This window comes from Streptomyces sp. NPDC052023, from assembly GCF_044548465.1.
GTDB lineage: Bacteria > Actinomycetota > Actinomycetes > Streptomycetales > Streptomycetaceae > Streptomyces.
In genome coordinates, this window is the sequence record NZ_JBIUBW010000010.1 from 17,686 (window position 1) to 39,278 (window position 21,593).

A 21,593-nucleotide genomic window follows, 5' to 3' on the forward strand; every position below is an offset into this window, starting at 1 on the left:
AGGGCGGGCCCGGTCGTTGGACACGGTTGTGAGGCACGTACATGGGCGCGCGCGGCGCGCGGGGGCCGCACTGGCCGCCGTACTGACATGGGCAGGGCTGCTGGCCGGGGCCGCCGGCTGCACCGCGGACGGTGCGAGCGGGCTCGGCTCGCCCGGCAGACCCGGGGCCCCCGGGAACGTCATCGAGGTCTCGCCCGACGACGGCGACAAGGGCGTCCGCCCCGGCCGGACGCTGTCCGTTCAAGTGTCCAGCGGGCGCCTGGAATCGGTGCGGGTCGTCCGGTCCCAGGACGCCCAGGAACAGCCCGTGCCGGGCAGGATCTCCGCGGACGGCCGGCGCTGGCAGCCCGACGACGGCAAACTCGCGCTGGCCGCCAGGTACGCGGTGGACGCGGTGGCCGTGGACGGCGACGGCCGCCGCTCCGCCCGGCACACCACCTTCACCACGTACGTCCCCGAGGAGCGCTTCATCGCCTACATCACCCCCGAGCACCGCTCCGTGGTCGGCACCGGCATGATCGTCAGCCTGGGCTTCAACCGGGAGATCACCGACCGCGCCGCGGTCGAACGGGCCGTGCGCGTCTCCTCGGAGCCCGCCGTCGAGATCCGCCCGCACTGGTTCGGCCGCGACCGCCTCGACTTCCGCCCCGAGAAGTACTGGGAGCCCGGCACCGAGGTCACCGTCGACCTGCGGCTCAGGGACGTCGAGGGCGCACCGGGGGTCTACGGGCTCCAGCACCGGACCGTCACCTTCACCGTCGGCCGCAGTCAGGTCTCCCTGGTCGACGCGGCGGAGCACACCATGCAGGTGCGCCGGGACGGCGAGCTGCTCGGCACGGTGCCGATCACCGCGGGCGCGCCCAAGACCCCGACGTACAACGGGAAGATGGTGGTCACCGAGATGTACGAGGTGACCCGGATGAACGGCAGCACGGTCGGATTCGGCGGCGAGTACGACATCAAGGACGTCCCGCACGCCATGCGCCTCACCGAATCCGGCACCTTCCTGCACGGCAACTACTGGGCGTCGGCCGGCACCTTCGGCGAGTCGAACGTCAGCCACGGGTGCGTCGGACTGCGGGACGAGAAGGGCGGCAGCTCGCAGACTCCGGCGGGCTGGTTCTTCGACCGGAGCCTGGTCGGGGACGTCATCGAGATCGTCAACAGCGACGACAAGAAGGTCGCTCCCGACAACGGGCTCGGAGGCTGGAACATGGGGTGGAACGAGTGGAAAGCGGGCAGTGCTCTGAAGTGAGCCCGCCGGGGGGCCGGGTGGCCCGAGGCGGCCGGTCGATGTTGGGACTGAACGGTGACAATCGCGCGGCCTCGACCGCGCCGACCATATGGTTACTATGCGCCGAACGCGCGGGACGCGCAGGGGAGCGGGCCCAACAAAACCCGTTGAGGGTCCGGTCCGGGGCCCGTTGAGGGGAGACAAGTTGAACGTGCGACCGATATCGGGGGCGTCGGTTGACGCGCGCGGGGGGCGCGGACGCAAGGGTCTGGCAATGGTCGCCGGGGTACTGCTGCTGACCGCCACGGCGTGCGGCGGCGGCTCGGGCTCCGGGGGCTCGGGAGCCGGGTCCGGGGACGGCAAGGGCAAGGGTTCGGCGACGGCGGAGAGCAAGCAGTCCGAGGCGGCCGTGACCATAGCCCCCAAGGACGGCGCGAACTCCGTCGACACCAGCGGGGCCCTCAAGGTCACCGCCGCCAAGGGCAAGCTGACCGAGGTCGTCGTCAAGGACGCCGAGGGCACCGAGATAGCCGGCGAGATATCCGAGGACGGCGCGAGCTGGACGCCGTCCATCCACCTGGCCGCCGCCACCAAGTACCAGGTGCACGCGGTCGCCAAGGACTCCGCGGGCCGCGAGGCCGCCGAGTCCTCCAGCTTCACCACCCTGACGCCGCAGAACACGTTCATCGGTCACTTCACCCCCGAGGACGGCTCCACGGTCGGCGTCGGAATGCCCTTCTCCCTCAACTTCACCCGGGGTATTACCGACCCCGAGCAGGTCGAGAAGGCCATCGAGATCAAGACCGAGCCCGCCGTCGACGTCGAGGGCCACTGGTTCGGCAACGACCGGCTCGACTTCCGGCCCGAGAAGTACTGGAAGGCCGGCACCAAGGTCACCGTCAAGCTCAACCTCGACGGCGTCGAGGGCCGCCCGGGGGTCTACGGGGAGCAGTCCAAGACCGTCTCCTTCACCATCGGCCGCAACCAGGTCTCCGTCGTCGACGCCAAGAAGCTCACGATGAGGGTCATGCGGGACGGCAAGGTCGTCAAGACCATCCCGGTCACCACCGGCAAGGCCGGCATGGAGACCTGGAACGGCCAGATGGTCATCAGCGAGAAGCACGTGGTGACCCGGATGAACGGCGAGACCGTCGGTTACGGCGGCGAGTACGACATCAAGGACGTCCCGCACGCCGTGCGCCTGACCACCTCCGGCACCTTCCTGCACGGCAACTACTGGGCCGGCGACGCCTTCGGCAACTACAACGCCAGCCACGGCTGCATCGGCCTGCGCGACGCGCGCGGCGGCTGGGACAAGGGCGCACCGGCCGCGTGGTTCTTCGAGAACTCGGTGATCGGCGACGTGGTCGTGGTGAAGAACTCCAACGACCGGATCGTGGACCCGGACAACGGGCTCAACGGCTGGAACATGCCGTGGGAGAAGTGGAAGGCGTGAGCCTCTGACGAGCACAGCGCGAGCGTGGGCCCGGTGCGACCGACCGCACCGGGCCCGTGCTGTGTCTGCCCGGGGGCCGGGGACGTGGGGCCCCCGGACTCCAGGGCTTACTCGCCCCCGGCCGGGTGTGAGCGACCGCACCGGCCCGGTCGCCGTTGGTCCCCGTGCTGTGTCTGCCCGGGGGCAACCCCGGGACCCCCGGCCGGGTGTGAGCGACCGCACCGGCCCGTCGCCGTTAGTCCCCGTTAACCTGCTGGCATGACCGTGAATCTCGAAGTCGCCGAGGGCGTCGGCACTCTCCGCCTCGACCGCCCGCCCATGAACGCGCTGGACGTCGCCACGCAGGACCGGCTCAAGGAACTCGCCGAGGAGGCCACGCGCCGCGACGACGTGCGCGCCGTCGTCGTGTACGGCGGGGAGAAGGTGTTCGCGGCCGGCGCGGACATCAAGGAGATGCAGGACATGGACCACACGGCCATGGTCCTGCGCGCCCGCGGCCTGCAGGACGCCTTCACGGCCGTGGCCCGCATCCCCAAGCCGGTCGTCGCCGCCGTCACCGGGTACGCGCTCGGCGGCGGTTGCGAGCTGGCGCTGTGCGCGGACTACCGCATCGCCGCGGACGACGCCAAGCTGGGCCAGCCCGAGATCCTGCTCGGCCTGATCCCGGGCGCGGGCGGCACCCAGCGGCTGGCCCGGCTGATCGGCCCGTCCAAGGCCAAGGACCTGATCTTCACCGGCCGCATGGTCAAGGCCGACGAGGCGCTCAGCCTGGGTCTGGTCGACCGGGTGGTCCCGGCCGCCGAGGTGTACGGCACGGCACACGCGTGGGCGGCGAAGCTGGCGCAGGGCCCGGCACTGGCGCTGCGCGCCGCGAAGGAGTCGATCGACACGGGCCTGGAGACGGACATCGACACGGGCCTCGCCGTCGAACGGAACTGGTTCGCAGGCCTGTTCGCCACGGAGGACCGTGTTCGGGGAATGCGCAGCTTCGTGGAAGAGGGTCCGGGCAAGGCCAAGTTTCTCTGAAATCACCGTGTCAGCACTTGCAGTTGACGCGGTGTCTGATCCGGGTCCCTCGATGGGGCGGTTTATGGAAGCCTTAAGGCAGCCTTAAGCCTGCCTTGTCGAGGGAGCCCGTCCTTTGCCATCAGCCGACCCATCTCCGCAGGTCACAGGGGCTGTTGGGGCCTCCGACCTGCCTACGGCATATGCCGGACGGAGAGTACGGAACGACGCCCCGAGGGGGGCGTATTCGCCAGGAACGGCCCCGCGTGGCGCACCGGGCGGCCATGATGGGGGCATGGCGGGGCTGGAGGGCATCGAACAGCCGCAAGGACGCGGTGGTACGACCGCGGCGCGCTGGTCGCCGGCGGCCGAGGACGAACGAGCGCTCAGGGCACTGGAGTTGTTCGGCAATCCCACGGAGGCGGAGGTTCCGCTGCCGTCCCGCCCCGAGTCCGCGGCCACGGCGCGCCGGCTCGCCCAGGTCGTCGTCCTGCGCCAATGGGGCCTGTCCGCCAAGATGACCGAGGACGCCGTGTTACTGGTCTCGGAGCTGGTAGGCAACGCCGTGCGGCACACCGGCGCCCGTGTCTTCGGCCTGCGGATGCACCGCCGCCGGGGCTGGATCCGCGTCGAGGTCCGTGACCCCTCCCGGGGGCTGCCCTGCCTCATGCCGGTCCAGGAGCTGGACGTCAGCGGCCGGGGCCTGTACCTGGTCGACAAGCTCTCGGACCGCTGGGGCGTGGACCTCTTACCGCGCGGCAAGACGACCTGGTTCGAGATGCGGGTGGCGGACCGCTGAGCGGTGCGAGCCCTCAGCCGGCATACGGCCGTACGGGTGACCTCGCACATCCGGCGCTCAGCGGCTGGGAATTGTGCTCCCCATGATCACAACTCGCCTGCGACGGCGCGCCGCTGCCGCCGTCCTGTCCCTCGCGGCGGTCCTCACGACCTCGGCCGCCGCCCCCGGGACCCCGGCCCCCGCCACTGCCCCCGGGACGCCGGCCCCCGCCGCCGCCCCTGCCCCGGCCTCCTGCCCCGTCCAGTTCGACGACAAGATCAAGGCCGCCGCCGACCGCCGTGTCGACATCGCCCGGATCACCCCCGAACCCGTCTGGCGCACCACCTGCGGCACCCTCTACCGTGCCGACAGCCGTGCCCCGTCCGTCGTCTTCGAGCAGGGCTTCCATCCCAAGGACGTGGTGAACGGCCAGTACGACGTGGAGAGTTACGTCCTGGTCAACCAGCCCTCGCCGTTCGTGTCCACGACGTACGACCACGACCTGTACAAGACGTGGTGGAAGTCCGGCTACAACTACTACATCGACGCCCCCGGCGGCATCGACGTCAACCGGACCATCGGTGACACCCACAAGTGGGCCGACCAGGTCGAAGTGGCCTTCCCGGGCGGCATCGACCGCGAGTACGTCATCGGCGTCTGCCCGGTGGACAAGACCACCAAGGTCGAGATCATGAGCGACTGCGAGAGCAACCCGTACTACGAGGCCTGGCACTGAGCAGCGCCTCCGACCCCACCGGCCGGTAGCCGGCCGCCTGGAACGCCCGCAGACTGCGGGCGTTCCCCGGGGAGATCTGCGCCCACACCGGCTCGCCCCCGCCCAGGTGCCGCGCCGTCACCGCCAGGGCCCGCCCCAGCCCCCGGTGCCGTACCGCCTCCGCCACCTCCACCGCGGCCTCCAGCCGCCCCGCGACGCCGCGTCCCAGCACCAGCACACCGCCCTCGGTGGCCCACACCCGCACGTCGTCCCGGCGCCGGCGGGAACGGGCGACCCTCGGATGCCCGGGGTCACGGATCTCGCTCAGCGCGAGGGGTGGCTCGCCCGCCAGCGGCGCTCCCACCGCCATCACGTCGACCGTGTCCGTGGTGCGTCCCGTCCGTTCCATGAAGGCGGCGAGGAAGCGGGGGTTCATCGTCGCCGCGAGCGCGTCGCAGTCCAGGGTGCTCAGGGTCTCGTGGACCCAGCCGGGGTCCTCGTCGGTGAAGACGACGGAGTGGCCGGTGAAGGCGATCACGCCCGCGTCCCTGGACGAGGGCTGGGGCACGACCGTCGTACCGCCGTCCGCCGGCGGGAAGACGCCGCGCGCGGCGGCGTCCAGAATGTCCCTCAAGGTCCCCATCGCGCTCGCCCCTCGCATCGCCCCTCGAACCGACCCCCGCTTCGCTCCTCGAGTCTCCACCCACTGCAAGGCACGGAGACGCCGACCCCGCCGACGTAATGGAACGCCTGCGCGCCGGCGCCGACGACCGTCTCACCGTTACCGCGAGTTGCTCGCCCTGGTGAAGGGTCAGGAGCCGGCCGTCGCGCACCGCGAGGAGTTCGCGTGGGTGGTCGCCGCACTGGACGCTCGGGCGGCCGGATAATCTGACCTGCGTCAGTACGACGGCACAGCACGAGACAGAGGGGCGGATCGGTGGCGGACATCGAGGAAGCGCGCAAGCAGTTCGAGCGGATCGACACGGACGGTGACGGCCGCATCACCGCCAAGGAGTTCAAGACCGCTCTGGCGCAGGGGGGCGACTGGAACGTCACCGAGACGGTCGCCGAGGCCGTCATCGCCAGCCGCGACCTGGACGGCGACAAGCTCCTTTCGTTCGACGAGTTCTGGGCCCACCTGAACAAGTAGGCCCACCGAAGGGGCGCCCCCCGCACGGCGGGGGGCGCCCCTTCGGCATCCCGCTGTCTGCACCAGGCGTCCGGTGCAGGGGATCGGTCAGCGGGCGGCGTAGCCGAAGCGGGAGCCGCCGGCAGGGAGCCCACCCTGGCCGGGCCGGTACGTGGTGATCGCGGCGTTCGTGCCGCCGGCGGTCACGTTGGACAGGGGCAGGGCGTGGAGCGTGCCGGGGGCGTGGGGGCCGTAGGGCATGCCGACGTACAGCGCGGTTCCGGTGTAGTGGATGCTCGCGCCCAGCTGCTGGTCGGCCCCTGCCGGGCCGGGGATGCCGGAGGTGCCGGCTTCGATCCAGCGGTCGTTCGCACCGGGCGAGCCGAGCAGGGAGAACGTGGTGACGGCACCAGCCTTGGCGGCGGTGCCGACTGCCTCGCCGGGCGCGCCGACGGCCAGCTTCATCGTCGCCGCGGTGCTCACTGCCCGGGGTGCGGTGTTGACGGCGGCCAGGGACTGGCCGAAGCGGTCGCCGCTCTCGGAGGTTCCGGTGACGTCGTCGGATGCCGTGCCCGAGCTGTACACGTGCAGCTGGCTGTGGCCGCCGGCCGCCGTGACCCGGAATGTGATCACGTTGCCCGCGTCGGTCTTGTCGACACCGTCGACGTCCAGGTCCTCCCCGGGCGAGCCCACCGCGAGGATCGAGTCGGTCGCCGCGGCCGCGCCGGACGGCCGGTAGGGGACCATGGCGAGCGACTTGCCGAACTGGTCGCCCGCTTCGGCGCCGCCGGAGACCGTGTCGAGGTCCTGGTCGAGGCCGAACAGCGGCGTCGGGCGCTTCTCGGAGTTCAGCTTGTGCGAGAAGACCGCCACGTTGCCGGCACCGGCGTCGCTTCCGATGGCCTCACCAGGGGCGCCGATGGCGAGGTGGTTGGCGTCGGCCGCGATGGCGCCGCCGAAGCCGTCGTTGGCCTCCACGGCACCGGGCACGCCCGTGTTGTCCTGTGTGATGCCCACATTGGCCGTCGTGATGCCGATGCTGGTGCTGTCCCGCACATAGAAGGCGATGCCCGCCTTCAGCGCGGAGCCGACGGCTTCGCCCGGCGCGCCGATCACCAGGAAGGGCTCGCCGGACGCGGTGGTGCCGGCGGCCAGGGCCTGGCCCAGGCGGTCGCCGGTCTCGGGGGTCGAGCCGGCGAGGGACCCGGTGCCGGAGTCCTGCTCGAAGTGGGTGTTCTTCACCGAGCCGGTGCCGATACCGCCCGGCGCCCCGTAGAAGACATCGACCGTGCCCGCGTCGGCGACGGTGCCCAGATCCTCGGAGGGGGTGCCGACCACCAGGTCGGTGCATCCGTCCTCGTTGTGGTCCACGGTGTCCATGGCCTCGCCGAACCAGTCACCGGCTTCGGGGCTGCCCGGCACCCAGTCCAGGCTCTGGTCGGCCGAGGCCGTGCCCTTGCCACCGCCGTAGACGATCCGGACCACGCCCGCTCCGTCCGTCCCGCCGACTGCCGCCTTCGGGTCGGAGATCGCGATGTCCTCGACGCCGTCGCAGTTGAAGTCGGTGACACGGGTGGCACTGATGGTGGTGTTCACCCAGGAGGCCAGGTCGTCCACGCGGGCGATGACAGCGCCGGTGCGCTTCTCGGCCGGGTCGGCTCCGAAGCAGCCGCCCTGGTACGACCTGCTGTTGAGCCCGACGAGCGTGGCCGTGCCGCCCACCTCGCGCAGAACCGGGCCGCCCGCATCACCCGCACATGCGGCAGCGCCCGCCATGCCGGTCACGGCGGCCGTGGTGCCGCCGGCGGAGTCGACGGTGTAGACGCCGGTGTGCGCCTTGAGCGGTGCCCACTCGGACACGGTGCGCCCGAACCCCGCAAACTTCAGCTCCTCGCCGGACACCGGTGCCGAGGAGGCCAGAGCGACGGGGGCGACCTTGGTGACGGGCCGGTTCAGTCGGGCCAGGACCACGTCGCGATCGGTGCGCGGGACCAGTTCGACGACCTGGCGCCGGGTGTCGAGGATGGGGCTGCCGGACAGTTCGGACGGGCCGACGACGACGGTGGTCATGGTCCTGGGGGCGCCGGGGGGCACTGCGGTGCCTGCGGAGCCGGCGAAACAACTGGCCGCCGTCAGCAGCCACTCGGCATCGACGAGGGCGGCGGAGCAGCCACGTTCGTGGGCGCCGACAGTGATCTTCGCGGTGTAGGCGTACGTCGTCGGCACGGCGGGTTCACCGGTGACGGCTTGTGCGGGGGCGCAGATGACCACACCTGACACGACGCCGGCGGCGAGCAGGGTGCTCGTCATCGCGACGCGGGGGCGTATGTGAGACACGTTGGGTTCCTGGTCGTTTCAGTGGTGCGCACCGACGGGCGCACGAAGAAGTGGTGCCGGTCCGGGGCTCAGGCGGTGACCCGCAACTCGATGAGCATCGTCGGCTCGCCGGAGGCGCCGGACTCGCCGTAGCCGGTGAAGTCGTTGGCGGGCGCGTTGATGACCGTGGTGGTGCCGTCGTCCTCGCGGATGGTGGTCTTCACCGGATCGGCGGAGGTCCAGATGCCATGGGCCTCGGGGATCTCGAGCGTGAGGAAGGCCGGCTTGGCCGTGACGTCGAAGCAGAAGTCCAACTGCCCGATCCGGCTCATGATCAGAACGTCCTCGCTGCCGTCACAGGATCTCATCACCATGTGACCGTTGCCACGCTTGAGGAGGGCCCCGGTCTCCTCCTGGATCCGGGCTGCTCCCGGGTAGTTGAAGTCCTCGACGGCGTAAGGCATGTCGCCGTCGGCCGTGGTCGCGGATGTCGCCGTGCTGCCGTTGTCGGCGTACGCCACGCCAAGCGTCGTCGCGGACGCCGCAAGCACCGAAACCACAACACCCAACAGCGCCTTGCGCACATGGGTCATCGCCATAGTGGGCCTTTCAAGACAAGTGAAGGAAAACAGAGCGCGGTTTTCCGGAGGACGTAGCCGCGGCAGAAGTCGCACCAAGAATGTGCGCAGGGTAATTCATCTTACATAGCTCATCCAGCTCTTGGTCACAGCTCATTCACGTGGAGTTCGGCTGTCGCTCACCGTGTGGTTGGTCCGTATCATTTCAAAGCTCCATATATGAAAGTGAAGCAGACTTATGGGTTGGGAGCGCACCACCGTCCCAAACAGTATGATCTTGGGATCTGGCCTCTGACCTGCTTGCTGAACCCGTCGGCTCCGGCTCCCGTCCATGAAGCTCGGTGTACGATCAAGCGGCTCCAGCAGTGCGGGAAATCACAGACAGCCGCTTTTCCGGTGAAAAGCAAGGTCTTTTTCTTCGCTTTCCGACTGCCTTTCCTGTGGTCTCCGCGCGTTTATCCGGCTGGGCTTTTCTTCAAGTAAGAGGGAGTCGCCGAGTGAGACGGCGCATACCCTCCCGGACTGTTGGTTCGGGAGTGCTGAGACGGTTCTCCGGCCCTCGGCGGGTCGTGCGGATGCTGCTGTCCGCGGGTCTGCTGTCGGGGCTGCTGGGAACACCGGCCGCGGTGGCGGTGGAGCCCGCACCGCTGCCCGCGAACGTGCGAGCCGACATCGTGGGCTACTGGGAGACCGGCGGTGCCGGTCTGAAGGAGGCCGCCGAGCAGGCACTGCTCGGCGGCGACGACGCGATCCGCAGGTTTCTGGGCGAAGCGGAGTCCATCCAGTTCGCCGACAACCGAGTGGAGACCGCGCGGCTCGCCATGACCGGCGGTCCCGGTGTGCGGGAGGCCGCGAAGGAGGCGATGCTCAAGTCCCCCGCCGAGCTGGAGAGGTTCCTTCACTCCGGGTACGAGGCCGCGCTGGACCAGGACCGCAGGGTCGAGATCGGCCGCCTGATCACGCTGGGCGGCAGGGGTGTGCAGGCGGCGGGCAAGGCCGCCCTGCAGGGCACCTTCGACGACCGTGAACTCTTCCTGACCTCGGGCCAGTACACCGCCCGACAGCAGGACAACCGTGTCGAGGTCGCCAGGCTGGCCACCACGGGCGGCCCCAACGTGAAGGCGGCCGCCAAGGTCGCGCTGAGGGGCACGCCTGACGACATGGTGGAGTTCCTGGAGGTCGGGCAGTTCATCGCCCGCGACCGTGACCAGGAGCACGCCTCGATCGCCCAGCTGATCGAGCAGGCGGAGCGGGCCGGGAAGCAGGCCGAGGACGCCCGGAAGACGGCGGAGGAGTCGTCGAAGAAGGCCGTCGAGGCCTCCAGGCTGGCCAAGGAGGCCGCGCAGAAGGCCGCCGAGGAGACCGCGGCTGCCAAGGACGACTCCAAGAAGGCCGCGGTCAAGGCCAAGCAGGCCGCCGACGCCGCGCGGGGCGCGGCCGAGGCGGCGCAGGAGGCCATCGGGTCGGCCAACGCCGCCAATCGCGCCGCCCGGCGGGCCGCGCTCGCCGCCGCGCAGACCGCCGCGGCGGCCGCCGCGGCCTCGGAAGCGGCGAACAAGGCCTTCAAGGCGGCCATCGCCGCCGCCCGTGACGAGGCCAACGCCGACGCTGCGAACCAAGCCGCCAGCCAGGCACGCGCCGCGGCCGATGCCGCCGAGACGTCGGCGGTCGCCGCCGAGAACGCCGGCCTTGCCTCCGCCGCTGCCGGCGTCGCCTCCGAGGCGGCAAAGGGCGCCTCCGGCAACGCGCGGGTCGCGGCCGCCGCCGCGGAGGAGGCCAACGCCCACGCGGACGCGGCCGGCCTGCACTCCAGCGAGGCCCGCCTCGCCGCCGCCGAAGCACGCCGGCACGCCAACGCCGCCGACGCCGCCGCCGACCGCTCCGCCGCCCTGGCCCGCCGCGCGGCCACCGCCGCCTACGGAGCCCGTGACGCCGCCAACTCGGCCGCCGCACATGCCAACAAGGCCGCCGACTACGCCGAAGAAGCCGCGGAACATGCCGTGGACGCGGACAAGTACGCCGCCGTGGCCAAGAAGAATGCCGACGGCGCCAAGGCGGCTGCCAACAGCGCGACCGCCGCGGTGAACCAGGCCAAGGAGATCTTCGCGCTGGCCCGGGAGACCGAGACGGCCGACCTGCAGACCCGGACGGACGCGGCCGTCGAGCGCGCCCGCTCGATGAAGGCCGCCTCGGGGGCAGCCGTCTCGGCCTCCGCCGCCACCCAGGTCGAGGCCCTGTCCCTGAACGACACCGCGACCGAGCTGGCCCAGGAAGCCGGTCGGCCCGACATCGACATCCAGGCCACCGCCGCCAAGGGCCGCCGGCTCGCCGTGCAGGCGATGAAACTGCTCGGCCCCTGGCACCAGGAGGCCGCCGCCCGCGCGCTCTCAGGTACCGACCAGGACGTCTTGGACTACCTGCGTACCCGCTGGAAAGAGGCAAACCACAACGACGTACGCCAGCGCGTCGTCGACCTGAGCTCGCAGAGCCCCTACACCTCCGTCCGCACCGCGGCCTCCGAAGTTCTGGCGGGTGGGACACCGGAACAGATCGAGGCCTTCCACGCCACCGGCCAGTACGAAGCCGGCCGCACCGACATGAGGGTCGACGCCGCCCGCCTCGCCGAGACCGGCGGCCCCGGCGTCAGTGAGGCCGCCAAGGCGGCACTCGCCGACGGAAGCGGCAGAGCCCTCGCGACGTTTCTGCACATCGGCCGGTACGGCCGGTTGCTGACCGACGAACGGGTCGTCACCGCCTCGCTCGCCGAGACCGGCGGCCCGGAGGTGCGGGCAGCCGCGCAGATCGCTCTCGCCGGACCGCCGGAGCTGATCCACGAGTTCGTCATCACCGGCCAGTACATGGCCCAGCGCAAGGACGACCTCGCCACCACCCATGTCCACCGGGTCCAACGGCTCCTCGCCGAAGGCTCCCTGATCGCCGCCAAGGCACACGAGAACTCCTGGCGCGCCGCCGAAGCCGCCCTTCTGGCCCAGAACGCCGCCGACGAAGCGGCGGACGCCTCGGCTGAAGCGGACAGGTCGGCCAAGCAGGCCAAGCAGTACGCGGACGACGCCAAGGCATCAGCCGATGCCGCCGCCGAGAGCGCCGAGGACGCGGCGGCATCGGCGGCCACGGCACGCAGCGCGGCCGAGCGGGCCCACCAGGACGCCACCGCCGCCGAGAACTCCGCCGCCCAGGCCGAGTTCTCGGCTTCCTACGCGCGCTACTCGGCGCAGAAGGCCGACGACGCCTCCGACCGGGCCCGCGCGTCGGCCATCGCCGCCGGTAAGAGTGCCGACGAGGCGGAGGCGGAGGCCAAGCAGGCCTGGCAGACGACGCGTGACCTCGCCGAGCAGGAGATCGAGGAGGCCCGTCGGCAGGCGGAGGAAGAACGCAAGGCGCAGCAGGACAGTGGGCCCAAGTCGACCTGCATAGACCTGCTGCCGTTCGACACCTCGTACTTCCCGATCAACACGGTCATCTGCGACGACGGGGAAATCGACCGAGCCCTGGACCTGGCGAAGGATCCCCGCACCTACGGGACCGTCATCTGGGAGATGTCGGGTCTCGCCGACATCGAGGACTGCATCGACGACCCCACCGCGGGCAAGTGCGCGATGGCCGTCGTCGGCGTCACTCCTTGGGGCAAGCTCAAGCTCGTCGCCAAGATCGACAACGGCCTTGACGCCATCAAGGGCGGGCGAGCCGCCCGCCGGACCGTGGCATGCCTGACCGGAGCGGCGCACAGCTTCCCGGCCGGAACCAACGTCCTCATGGCCGACGGCACCGGCCGCCCGATCGAGCAGATCGAAACCGGCGACCTCGTCACGGCCACGGACCCGGCCACCGGCGAAACAGGCCCGCGACGCGTCACCCGGACCATCCACACCCCCGACGACCGGAACTTCACCGACGTCACCCTCGCCGACGGCTCGACCGTCACCTCGACCAGTCACCACCCCTACTGGTCCGAGAACGACCGCGCGTGGAAGAACGCGAGCGACCTCGAGGCCGGCGACACCCTGCGCACCCCGCAGGACAGCACAGCGGTCATCGCCCGCACCCGCGACTGGCAAGGCCTCCAGGACGCCTACGACCTCACCGTCGACGACCTCCACACCTACTACGTCTCCACCGGCACCAGCGACGTCCTCGTCCACAACACCGACGAAGCCTGTCCGGTATGGGTGAAGAACGCCTGGGACAAGCTCCCCAAGCGCCAGAAGGGAGACCCGACTTCAGGCTTGGCGTTCGAGCCTGATGGCACGCGGGTTTGGGATGACCTGCTGGTGAGCGGACGCAGTCAACTCTCGGAGAAGATCAATTCCTTCCTCAAGGGTTCTGGCGACTTCCCGGATTTCTCGGATTACGCGAGCGTCTCGCATCATGCCGAGGTGAAACTCGCATGGGAGATGCGCAACAAGATGGGTGTGGGGAAAGAGCTGCACATCGTCATCAACACGAACTATGTGTGTCCGAGGGTGACGACTCGCAACTCGATGGGCTGCAAGCAGGCGGTCCCCGCCATCCTCTACGAGGACCAGACGCTGTATGTACACTACCCCGGCATGGCGGAGCCGGAAGAGTTGAAAGGCCTGGCGAAGAGGTGACGGCGACATGATTGTCCTTGGCGGGACGCACGCGGGTGAGATATACGCCCGTTCCGAGCAGGAAGTCGAGGCTCTCATCGACCACGTCATGAGCGATCTCATCCAGGAGGGAACAACTCCCGACGGCTTCGAGATCATCCCCGAGAGGGCCGTCATCAGCATCGTCGAAGGGAAGTACCCGGAAGAGACCGACGAGAGATGGCCGAGCAACTACCTGTATGTCTCGGTCAACACTCGAAGGGGATACGGTGCTTTGAAGTGGTGGACCAGCAAGGTTCCCGACGGGGCCGCCGAGGATGACATCTCCCGCTTCGTCTGGACCTCGGGAAACCCCAATCCTCCCTCCGTCGATCCTGAATTGATCGAAGATCCTGGAGACCCCAGCTACTATCCACGGGAAGCCGCAATTCCGGCTGCCCAAGTCCGCGCCGCCCTCGAAGAATTCTGTCGAATCCGAACCGGCGCGCGGCCGGAATGTGTTCCGTGGCTATTGCTTGACCAGTCGGTATAGAGCTGAACCCGCCCAGCTGCTGTCGTGCCCCCGATCTGCTCGTGCTCGGGGGCACGACGCATTCCGCTAGCCCAACTCCCGTGCCACGAACGTGTCCAGCACGCCCGTTCCCACCTGCACCGTCCGGCTGCGGCCCTGCCAGTCGGTGACCGTGTGGGAGCGGGCGCTGTCGCGTAGGGACCGGACCTGGGCGGGGGTGCTCGTGCCGTCCCGCAGGGCCAGGGCGGCCAGGGCCGCTCGCGCCCAGTCGTGGGTGGCGTCCAGCCAGGGTGCGGCGGAGGCGCGCAGCGACGGCGGGACCGTGTCGCGGGCCGAGGCGAGGGTGTCGAGGTGCTCGCGCAGGGCGTCCTGGGCGTTCGGCCCGCGGCGCCGGTAGGCCTCGATCAGCGCGGCCAGTTTCGGTGCCTGGGTGGTGTCGAGGCGGGAGGCGTGGTTGAGGTCGGCGAAGGCGCGCAGCGCGGTGAGGGCGCGGCGGTCGCCGGCGGCGAGGAGCCGAAGGCCCGCGTCGAGGGCTTCGGCCGGGCGGTAGGCCCCGGGGTTCCAGGCGTAGGCGGCGAGAGAGAACAGGGCGGGGGTGGACGCGGTGGCCTGGTTCATCGGGTTGGCGGTGATGCCCGCCACCGCACCGGGGATGCCGGGGTCGCGGCCCGCGTAGGGGCCGAGGAGGAGGTTGCCCGGCGTGTAGTCGTTCACCGGGTAGTTGTCCCAGACCAGCACCGGGTGCGCGTAGCGGCGGGCGGCTTCGCGGGCCTGGCCGGTGCGCAGGGTGGGGGAGACGACCAGGGGACCCGTCCACATGACGGTGATCCGCGGGGCGAGCGCGGAGGCGAGGGCGCTTGTGTAGTCCGTGGCGCGCGTGCCGTCGTACTCGGTGGGGACCGTGATCAGGGGGGCGGCTTCCGGGCGGGGGTCGAGGAACACGCGCTGGACGTGGTTCAGGAGGTCCGCTTGAGCGCGCGCCACCGCCGCCCGGCCATGACCGTACGTCGTCCCGTCGGCGGCGCAGTTCCAGCGGGTGATGTCGATGTCGTCCAGCGGGACGGCGTAGACGCGCACCCCGGTCTCCCACAGCTGGCGGAACTTGGCCAGCAGCGCGGCCCGGTCGGCGGCGGAGGAGTAGCAGACGGACGGCCCGGGGGAGACGGCGTAGACGAAGGAGACGTGGCGGTCGGCGGCGCGTCGGGCCAGGGCACGCAGGGCGGTCAGGCGTGCCGTGGGGTAGGGGTCGCGCCAGCGGGACCGCAGGTAGGGGTCGTCCTTGGGACTGTAGAGGTAGGTGTTGAGCTTCCAGCGGGCGGCGAAGTCGAGCTGGGCCAGACGTTCCCGCTGCGTCCACGGGTTGCCGTAGAAGCCCTCGACGACGCCTCGCACGGCGGTGGCGGGCCAGTCGCGGACGCGGACGGCGGGCAGGGTGGTGCGGGCGGTGGCCGCGCCGACGGGGCGGACCAGCTGGGCGAAGGTCTGGGCGGCGTGGAAGGTGCCGGTCGGGTCCGCTCCGGCGAGGACGGCGCGGGGGGCGTCGCCCGCGTGGCCCACGGCGAGGACGTAGCCACCCTTGGGCAGTCCCTTCGGTGAGCCGGCGTCCAGGCCCGCGCTCGTCCCGTCGGTCACGACCAGCAGCTCTCCCGGGCGCGGCTCGTCGCCGACGCGGATCTCGCGGGCGCCGCCCGCGCGCAGCGCCCGCAGGACGGTGTCGAGGGTGGCCGGATCCGTCGTGTCGCCGGTGCGCACCGCCACGCGGGGCCCGATGGCCACCGAGCCCTGGTCGTCGCGTACGACGCGCGGTGGGGGCCACAGGGCGGGAACCGAGGTGCTGCCGCCGGTGCCGGCCCCGGCGTGCGGAGGGGCGCCGCCCCCGGCGGAAGGGGCCCCCCGCGAGCCGCCGTCGCCCCCCGCGCAGTCACGCAGCAGCAGGACCACCACCAGCCCGAGCGCGAAGCCCAGCAGCAGCGGTGGCGGGATACGCAACGCGCGCACCGGTCCCCTTCCTCGTGCCACGACCGACGCTCAACTCACCTGTGAACAACAGGGTATGACGATGTGGCAGTTACCGGCGGATGGGTTGCGTGAACCGGCGCGTGGGCATCGTAGAGGTCCGTGTGACGTTCTTTGTCCGGATGCGCCGTGCGGGAGGGGCAAATGCGCTGCGTTGTGCGCCAGTTGGCGTAGACAGGGGCGCTCACAGCTTTTATCCAGGTATCCGCGGGGCGGACGTGGCCCCGGCCGAGCACAGGAGGTCGCCGATGGTCGCGCCGGATCCTCTCAGCTACTGGATCGTTCTGCTGGACATCGAGGGCTTCAGTCTGCGCGCGGAGACCGCCCAGGCGACCCTGCACGAAGAGCTGTACCAAGTCGTCGAGTTCGCCCTGAGCCGGGCCGGTCTGGACCCCGGCGCGTGTCCCGTGCAGGACCGCGGGGACGGCGTGCTGATCCTGATCCCGGTCGGCACCAGCCCGACCAAGCTCCTGCGTGAACTGGTGCGGGGCCTGGAGGACGCCCTGGTCGAACACCACGGCAAGTACAACGACGACCACCGCATGCGGCTGCGTGCCGGTCTGCACCAGGGCCTGGTGATCCGGCGCGGCCAGCGATGGACCGGCACGGCCGTCAACGACCTGGCGCGGCTGGTGGACGCGGGCCCGGTCAAGCAGGTGCTCGCCCGGGCCGGCCGGGCCCATCTGGTGATGGTGGTCTCCGAGGAGATACACCGGTCGGTGGTGCTGGGCCGCTACCCGGGCATCGACCCGGCCGCGTACCTGCCCGCCGACTTCGTCACCAAGCACGAAGAGCCGCGCCGCGGCTGGGTCACCGTACCCGGCTATCCGGCGCCTCCCGGACTTCCCGCGGACCCGGGGGAGTCGCCACGTGACCGTGGGAGCCACGGGGGAACACCCGGCACGGGCGGCAACGCGGGAGGAGTGGGCGGCGGGGCCGACACGGGGAGCCCGGCACCGCCGCCCACGCTTCACGTCCGGGACATGACGCACAGCCAGCTGGCCTGGGGCGACGGCGCCAGGGCCGTCGGCGGCGACTACGTGGAGGGCAGCAAGCACGTCTACGGCTCCCCGCCCGCGCCCGAGGACCCCGCGCCCCACCGCACCACGGCGGACGGATCATGAGCACGCCTGCCGGGCCCGCCCCCGCCGCCCCGTCTCCCGCCCCGCAGCCCGGGCCGGCGGCGGCACCGAGGGGTGCCCAGCCCGCTCCCGCCCCCGCACCGGGTCCCGCGGGCGCTCCTGGCGCGCCCGCCCCGGGCGCCGGTGCCGGGACCGCCGGTGACGGCCCACCGCCTGCCGGCCCGCAGGCACCCGCCCCCGAGCCTCCCGGCGGCGGCGACAACGTCGGCGCCGGAGCCAGCGCCAGCGTCGCCACCGCGCGCACCGGACAGGGCAGCCTCCGCGCCGGTTTGCTGCGCGAGGCCTGGACGCACATCGGCGGCGACCGGGTGCAGGGCGACAAGATCGTCATTCATGCCGCGGGCGAGCGCGGAGTGGTCCTGCGCACCCTGGCCGCCGCCCTGGTGGAGATCGTCCGGCACACCTTCCAGGCGCCGCCCCGCTGGGACGACATCCAGGCCGACGCCTGGCAGCGCCGTTCCGTCGTGCTGCGCGGCCCCGGCGGGGCGGGCAAGACCGCGGCGGCCGTCCGGCTGCTGATCTCCGCCCAGGTCAAGAGCTGGTACCTGCTGGACTCGGTGGCCGAACTGACCCGGCTGACCGAGCTGCGCCAGCTCGGCAGCGGTGCCGGCCTGGTGCTCGACCGCCCGCGCGACCTCGGCGAGCTGCGCGGCCCCCAACTGGCCGGACTCGAAGGCCTGCTGGAGCAGGCCGACGCCCGTCTGGTGGTGATCGCGGGGCCGGACGCCGAACTCGACCGCAGCGTCGCCGAATACGTCCAGCGCGTCACCCGCCCCGACTCCCTGGACGCCGTACTCGCCGCCCACCTCGCGCACCGGCTCGGCGAGGCGGACGCCGAACTCGCCCTGGCCGCCGACGGAGTCGCCGACCTCACCGCGGAACTCCTCTGCGACGGACTCTCCTGCGGCGACGCCGCCCGGCTCGCGGAGGTGCTCGCCCACGAGTACGGTGGCGGCGGCATCGACCCCGACCGGGTGCGCGCCCGGATGGACAGCTCCGGCGGCGAGGATCCCGAGGAGTGGTTCGAGGGGCTCGGCGACACCGGTCTGCGCACCCAGGCCATCTCGCTCGCCGTCCTCGGCGGGCTGCCCCAGGAGGACGTGGCGCTGGCCGCCGCCGGTCTGCTGGACCGGTTCCGCAGCGACCGCGGCGTCCTCACCACGAGCGTCGAGCGCGGCCCCGTACCGCTCAGCCAGGACCCGTTCGCCCAGTCCCGCCGGCTGCTGGCCGAGAAGCTGCGCGCCCGTACCGTGTCCTCGGTGACCCGCGGCAGCTTCGGCTGGCTGCCCTGCACCGTCGCCGAGTACCGCAACCCCGACTATCCGGCCCGCATCATCCGGCACGTCTGGTCCGAGTACCGCATCCAGCAGGAACTCGTCGGCTGGCTCGCCGAGCTGGTCGACTCGCCCTCGCAGCAGGTGCGCAGCTTCGCCGGGACGGCGCTCGGCCTGATCGCCACCGAGTCCTTCGACCACGTCGCCACCCAGGTGCTGCCCGGCTGGGTGCGGCACCAGGACAGCGGCTCCGCGCGTCGCGAGGCCATCGCCTACGCGCTGCGCGTGTGCGCCCGCGACCCGGCCCTGCGGACCGGCGTGCGTGCCCTCGTCGACGGCTGGTACCTCAGCGGCACCTGGGAGTTCCAGGCCGCCGCCGCCCGCGCGTACGGACTGTGCCTCGGTGGCGCCGACCTCGACACCGCCGTACGCTGCCTGACCCGGCTCGGCACCGTCGACCACATCCAGGTCGCCATCGCCATCGGGGACGCCTTCGCGGACCTGGTCGAGGAGGACGTCGCCGCACGCGCCCCCTTGGTGTTGCGGGCGGTCGCCGAGATGGTCCACGAACCGCTCAGCCGACCGGTCGGCCACCTGGTCTTCCTGATCCTCGCCGACGCCCTGGTCACCGAGGAACCCGCCGCCCCCGGCACGGCCGCACGCGCCCGCCCCACCCTGCTCCGGCTGGCCGCGGCGGACCCGCCCGGCAGCGAACTGCGCCGCCTGCTCGGCTACCTGTGGTCCGAGGTGATCGGCGGAGAACTGTTCGGCGACGAGTCCGCAGGGGTTCTGGAGGCCTGGGCAGCCCAGGCCGAGACCGACCCGCTGCTCCTCGACGACCTGGTCCGCGTCCTGGTCCAGGACGTGGCCGCGCGCGGTCCGCGCGTCGGCCGCCTCCTGGAGCGTTACGTCACGCGCTGGACCGAGCGCGACCGCTTCCGTCCCCTGCCCCGCGCCGCGGCGGTCCTCGGCAGCGCCCTGCGGCCGACCGCCGGCCCCGCTCACTCTGGAGGTGCCCGGTGACCGAGCCGGTGTCGTTGATCCACAGCCAGACGCCGGTGCCCCGCATGGCGGTGGGACCGACCAAGGCGACCGAACCCCATCTCGCGGTCGTCTACGCCACCGCGTCGGGTGAGGTGGCGTGCTTCGAGGGCCGCCCCATGAGGCCCTCGCAGCAGATGTTCTCCAGGTACCGCACCCGGTACGAGGTCGACATGCGCGCCTACCAGCGCTCCGCCCTCCTCGGGCGCAACCCGCTGATCTCCCGAGACGGCGTGCACGCCTTCGAGGTGACCGTCGACTTCGCGTTCCGCGTCGACGGCTGGAAGGGCGCGGAGGACTTCGTGCGCTCCGGCCTGCGCGACCCGCTACCCGTGGTCCACGGCCACCTGGTCTCCCTGTTCCACGGCGCCGGCCAGCGCTTCGGCATCGAGGACTCCTTCGGCCTCCAGCACCACCTCAACCAGCTGTGCGCCCAGCCGGTCGCCTTCCAGGAAGGCCTCAAGCTGTACGGCGGCCAGGTACACGTACGTCCCGACGCCAAGTCGCTGTCCCACCTGGAGTCCCTGATCGAGGCCGGCCGGCGCGAGCACCTCGGCGCGGCCGAGCACATACCCAACCGGGGTGCCGTCGTCCGGCAGATCGAGATCGAGACCATCCAGCAGCAGGCCCAGATCCAGGCCACCGCCCGGCAGGCGGAAGCGCTCGCCGACACCTTCACCACCAGCGACGGCCTGATCCGCCACTACCTGGTCACCCACCCGCACGACGCGGCCGGCGCGTTCGAGATGCGGCGGCAGCTGGAGGAGGCCCGCGCGGCCACCGCCGAACTGCAGAACCAGCGCGCGCTCGGCCTGTTCCAGGTGATGGCCGAGAAGGGCCTTATACAGGCCGGCGATCTGGAGCAGATGCGCCAGCAGCTCACCGGCACCGTCGGCCGCGCCACCGGCGGCGACGGCGCCTTCCCGTCCCTCGGTGCCCCTCAACTCACCACCGCCCGCCCCTGGGACCCTCCGCAACTGCCCCCCGCCGGCCAGACGCCGGCTCCCGCCGGCTACAGCCCCACGGTGGTCTCACCCACCGTCGGCCCCGAAGCCGGCGCCGGCCCGTCCAGCCCGCCCGGCCCGCCGGTCCGGCCCGCCCCCACCGCCCTGATCTACCTCGTCGTCGACGAGTCGCTCGAGCGCGCCTGCCTCGACGAACTCCAGCGCGGACTGGACGCCCTGCACTCCGCGCTCTCCGACGCCCCGGACGTCACCCGTGTGCTGCGGCTGGGCGTCCTCGGCATGGCCGCCACCACCGAACAGCGGCTGTCCCTGGCCGAGGTCGGACCCGGCACCCGCACCCCCCTCCTGGTCGGCCGGCGCGGACTGTCGTACAGCCAGGCCTTCCGCACCCTGCGGCCGCTGATCGGGCAGGACGTCACGGTCGTCAAGAACGACGGCGCGCAGGTGCTGCGGCCCCTCGTGTACTTCCTCACCGGCGCCGCGCCCGACGAAGGCACGGCCTGGACCAGCGACCACCACGACCTGACCGACACCGACCGCAACCGCGCCGCCCCGCACGTGATCGCGCTGGGCTTCGGCCGGGCCGAGACGCGGGCCGTACGAGCCGTGGCGACCCGCCCCGAGTTCGGCTTCATGGCCGCCCCGCACCAGGACGCCGCCTCGGCCGCGCACAGCTGTGCCGCCTTCCTGCGGGACAGCGTCGTCGGATACGGGCAGCGTCTCGCGTCCGGCGAGGCGAACTTCTCGCTCACCCCGCCGGACGGCTTCCGGCGGGCCGAGGACGCGCTGTGACCCTCGGGCACCCCACCACCACCCAGGCAACCCACGCAGTCCCCATCCGGAA

15 protein-coding genes and 1 pseudogene are annotated in these 21,593 nt (G+C 71.6%); 12 read left to right on the forward strand and 4 right to left on the reverse strand.

The features are described from left to right. Positions 1-28: 28 nt before the first annotated feature. From ACIHCM_RS20785 to ACIHCM_RS20805, 5 genes are all read left to right on the forward strand, one after another. The gene (locus ACIHCM_RS20785; RefSeq protein WP_399897895.1) at positions 29-1,255 is read left to right on the forward strand and encodes an Ig-like domain-containing protein; all 1,227 of its coding nucleotides are present in this window, start codon (positions 29-31) and stop codon (positions 1,253-1,255) included. A 184-nt stretch (positions 1,256-1,439) separates the two neighbouring features. Next, on the forward strand, positions 1,440-2,690 hold the full coding sequence (locus ACIHCM_RS20790; protein WP_399897897.1) for an Ig-like domain-containing protein: 1,251 nt from the start codon (positions 1,440-1,442) through the stop codon (positions 2,688-2,690). A gap of 258 nt (positions 2,691-2,948) precedes the next feature. Then, positions 2,949-3,716, forward strand: coding sequence for an enoyl-CoA hydratase/isomerase family protein (locus tag ACIHCM_RS20795; RefSeq protein ID WP_399897899.1), 768 nt, complete (start codon positions 2,949-2,951; stop codon positions 3,714-3,716). A 274-nt stretch (positions 3,717-3,990) separates the two neighbouring features. Continuing rightward, positions 3,991-4,494, forward strand: a complete 504-nt coding sequence (locus ACIHCM_RS20800; protein ID WP_399897901.1) for an ATP-binding protein — start codon at positions 3,991-3,993, stop codon at positions 4,492-4,494. Between the two features lie 82 nt (positions 4,495-4,576). Continuing rightward, positions 4,577-5,209 (forward strand): ADP-ribosyltransferase, encoded by a 633-nt coding sequence (locus tag ACIHCM_RS20805; RefSeq protein WP_399897903.1) that lies wholly within the window; start codon positions 4,577-4,579, stop codon positions 5,207-5,209. On the opposite strand, the gene ACIHCM_RS20810 is transcribed toward ACIHCM_RS20805, so the two are convergent. After that, entirely contained in the window at positions 5,163-5,831 is a 669-nt protein-coding gene (locus ACIHCM_RS20810; protein ID WP_399897905.1) for a GNAT family N-acetyltransferase, read from the reverse strand. The genes ACIHCM_RS20805 and ACIHCM_RS20810 overlap by 47 nt on opposite strands. A 74-nt stretch (positions 5,832-5,905) precedes the next feature. On the opposite strand from ACIHCM_RS20810, the pseudogene ACIHCM_RS20815 reads away from it, so the two are divergent. Together ACIHCM_RS20815 and ACIHCM_RS20820 are read left to right on the forward strand one after the other, a co-directional pair. Continuing rightward, positions 5,906-6,075, forward strand: a pseudogene (locus ACIHCM_RS20815) (MerR family transcriptional regulator); the annotation flags it as partial. A 50-nt stretch (positions 6,076-6,125) separates the two neighbouring features. Further along, positions 6,126-6,338, forward strand: coding sequence for an EF-hand domain-containing protein (locus ACIHCM_RS20820; protein ID WP_399897907.1), 213 nt, complete (start codon positions 6,126-6,128; stop codon positions 6,336-6,338). A gap of 87 nt (positions 6,339-6,425) precedes the next feature. On the opposite strand, the gene ACIHCM_RS20825 is transcribed toward ACIHCM_RS20820, so the two are convergent. Together ACIHCM_RS20825 and ACIHCM_RS20830 are read right to left on the reverse strand one after the other, a co-directional pair. Further along, entirely contained in the window at positions 6,426-8,627 is a 2,202-nt protein-coding gene (locus ACIHCM_RS20825; protein ID WP_399898283.1) for a trypsin-like serine protease, read from the reverse strand. A 95-nt stretch (positions 8,628-8,722) separates the two neighbouring features. Next, the gene (locus ACIHCM_RS20830) at positions 8,723-9,154 is read right to left on the reverse strand and encodes a hypothetical protein (protein ID WP_399897909.1); all 432 of its coding nucleotides are present in this window, start codon (positions 9,152-9,154) and stop codon (positions 8,723-8,725) included. Positions 9,155-9,786: 632 nt separating this feature from the next. Between ACIHCM_RS20830 and ACIHCM_RS20835 the strand changes: the two genes are divergently transcribed. Together ACIHCM_RS20835 and ACIHCM_RS20840 are read left to right on the forward strand one after the other, a co-directional pair. After that, positions 9,787-13,821, forward strand: a complete 4,035-nt coding sequence (locus ACIHCM_RS20835; protein WP_399897911.1) for a DddA-like double-stranded DNA deaminase toxin — start codon at positions 9,787-9,789, stop codon at positions 13,819-13,821. 7 nt (positions 13,822-13,828) lie between these two features. Beyond that, entirely contained in the window at positions 13,829-14,332 is a 504-nt protein-coding gene (locus ACIHCM_RS20840) for an Imm1 family immunity protein (RefSeq protein ID WP_399897913.1), read from the forward strand. A 66-nt stretch (positions 14,333-14,398) separates the two neighbouring features. On the opposite strand, the gene ACIHCM_RS20845 is transcribed toward ACIHCM_RS20840, so the two are convergent. Next, positions 14,399-16,309 carry a beta-N-acetylglucosaminidase domain-containing protein gene (locus tag ACIHCM_RS20845; RefSeq protein WP_399897915.1) on the reverse strand — a complete coding sequence of 637 codons (1,911 nt, stop codon included), beginning with the start codon at positions 16,307-16,309 and terminating at the stop codon, positions 14,399-14,401. A gap of 266 nt (positions 16,310-16,575) precedes the next feature. Here ACIHCM_RS20845 and ACIHCM_RS20850 point away from each other — a divergent pair, with 266 nt between their 5' ends. From ACIHCM_RS20850 to ACIHCM_RS20860, 3 genes are read left to right on the forward strand one after another with little or no spacing between them, the layout of a single operon-like run. Beyond that, positions 16,576-17,451, forward strand: a complete 876-nt coding sequence (locus ACIHCM_RS20850; protein ID WP_399897917.1) for a hypothetical protein — start codon at positions 16,576-16,578, stop codon at positions 17,449-17,451. Beyond that, the gene (locus ACIHCM_RS20855) at positions 17,448-19,766 is read left to right on the forward strand and encodes a hypothetical protein (RefSeq protein WP_399897919.1); all 2,319 of its coding nucleotides are present in this window, start codon (positions 17,448-17,450) and stop codon (positions 19,764-19,766) included. Before ACIHCM_RS20850 ends, ACIHCM_RS20855 begins: the two co-directional genes overlap by 4 nt. Beyond that, positions 19,763-21,541 (forward strand): hypothetical protein, encoded by a 1,779-nt coding sequence (locus ACIHCM_RS20860; RefSeq protein ID WP_399897921.1) that lies wholly within the window; start codon positions 19,763-19,765, stop codon positions 21,539-21,541. Before ACIHCM_RS20855 ends, ACIHCM_RS20860 begins: the two co-directional genes overlap by 4 nt. The last annotated feature ends 52 nt before the right edge of the window (positions 21,542-21,593 follow it).

Coding starts and splice junctions, on each gene's coding strand:
- ACIHCM_RS20795 (WP_399897899.1), top strand. CDS start 2,949: ATGACCGTGAATCTCGAAGTCGCCGAGGGCGTCGGCACTCTCCGCCTC.
- ACIHCM_RS20800 (WP_399897901.1), top strand. CDS start 3,991: ATGGCGGGGCTGGAGGGCATCGAACAGCCGCAAGGACGCGGTGGTACG.
- ACIHCM_RS20805 (WP_399897903.1), top strand. CDS start 4,577: ATGATCACAACTCGCCTGCGACGGCGCGCCGCTGCCGCCGTCCTGTCC.
- ACIHCM_RS20810 (WP_399897905.1), bottom strand. CDS start 5,831: ATGGGGACCTTGAGGGACATTCTGGACGCCGCCGCGCGCGGCGTCTTC.
- ACIHCM_RS20825 (WP_399898283.1), bottom strand. CDS start 8,627: ATGACGAGCACCCTGCTCGCCGCCGGCGTCGTGTCAGGTGTGGTCATC.
- ACIHCM_RS20835 (WP_399897911.1), top strand. CDS start 9,787: ATGCTGCTGTCCGCGGGTCTGCTGTCGGGGCTGCTGGGAACACCGGCC.
- ACIHCM_RS20840 (WP_399897913.1), top strand. CDS start 13,829: ATGATTGTCCTTGGCGGGACGCACGCGGGTGAGATATACGCCCGTTCC.
- ACIHCM_RS20850 (WP_399897917.1), top strand. CDS start 16,576: ATGGTCGCGCCGGATCCTCTCAGCTACTGGATCGTTCTGCTGGACATC.
- ACIHCM_RS20855 (WP_399897919.1), top strand. CDS start 17,448: ATGAGCACGCCTGCCGGGCCCGCCCCCGCCGCCCCGTCTCCCGCCCCG.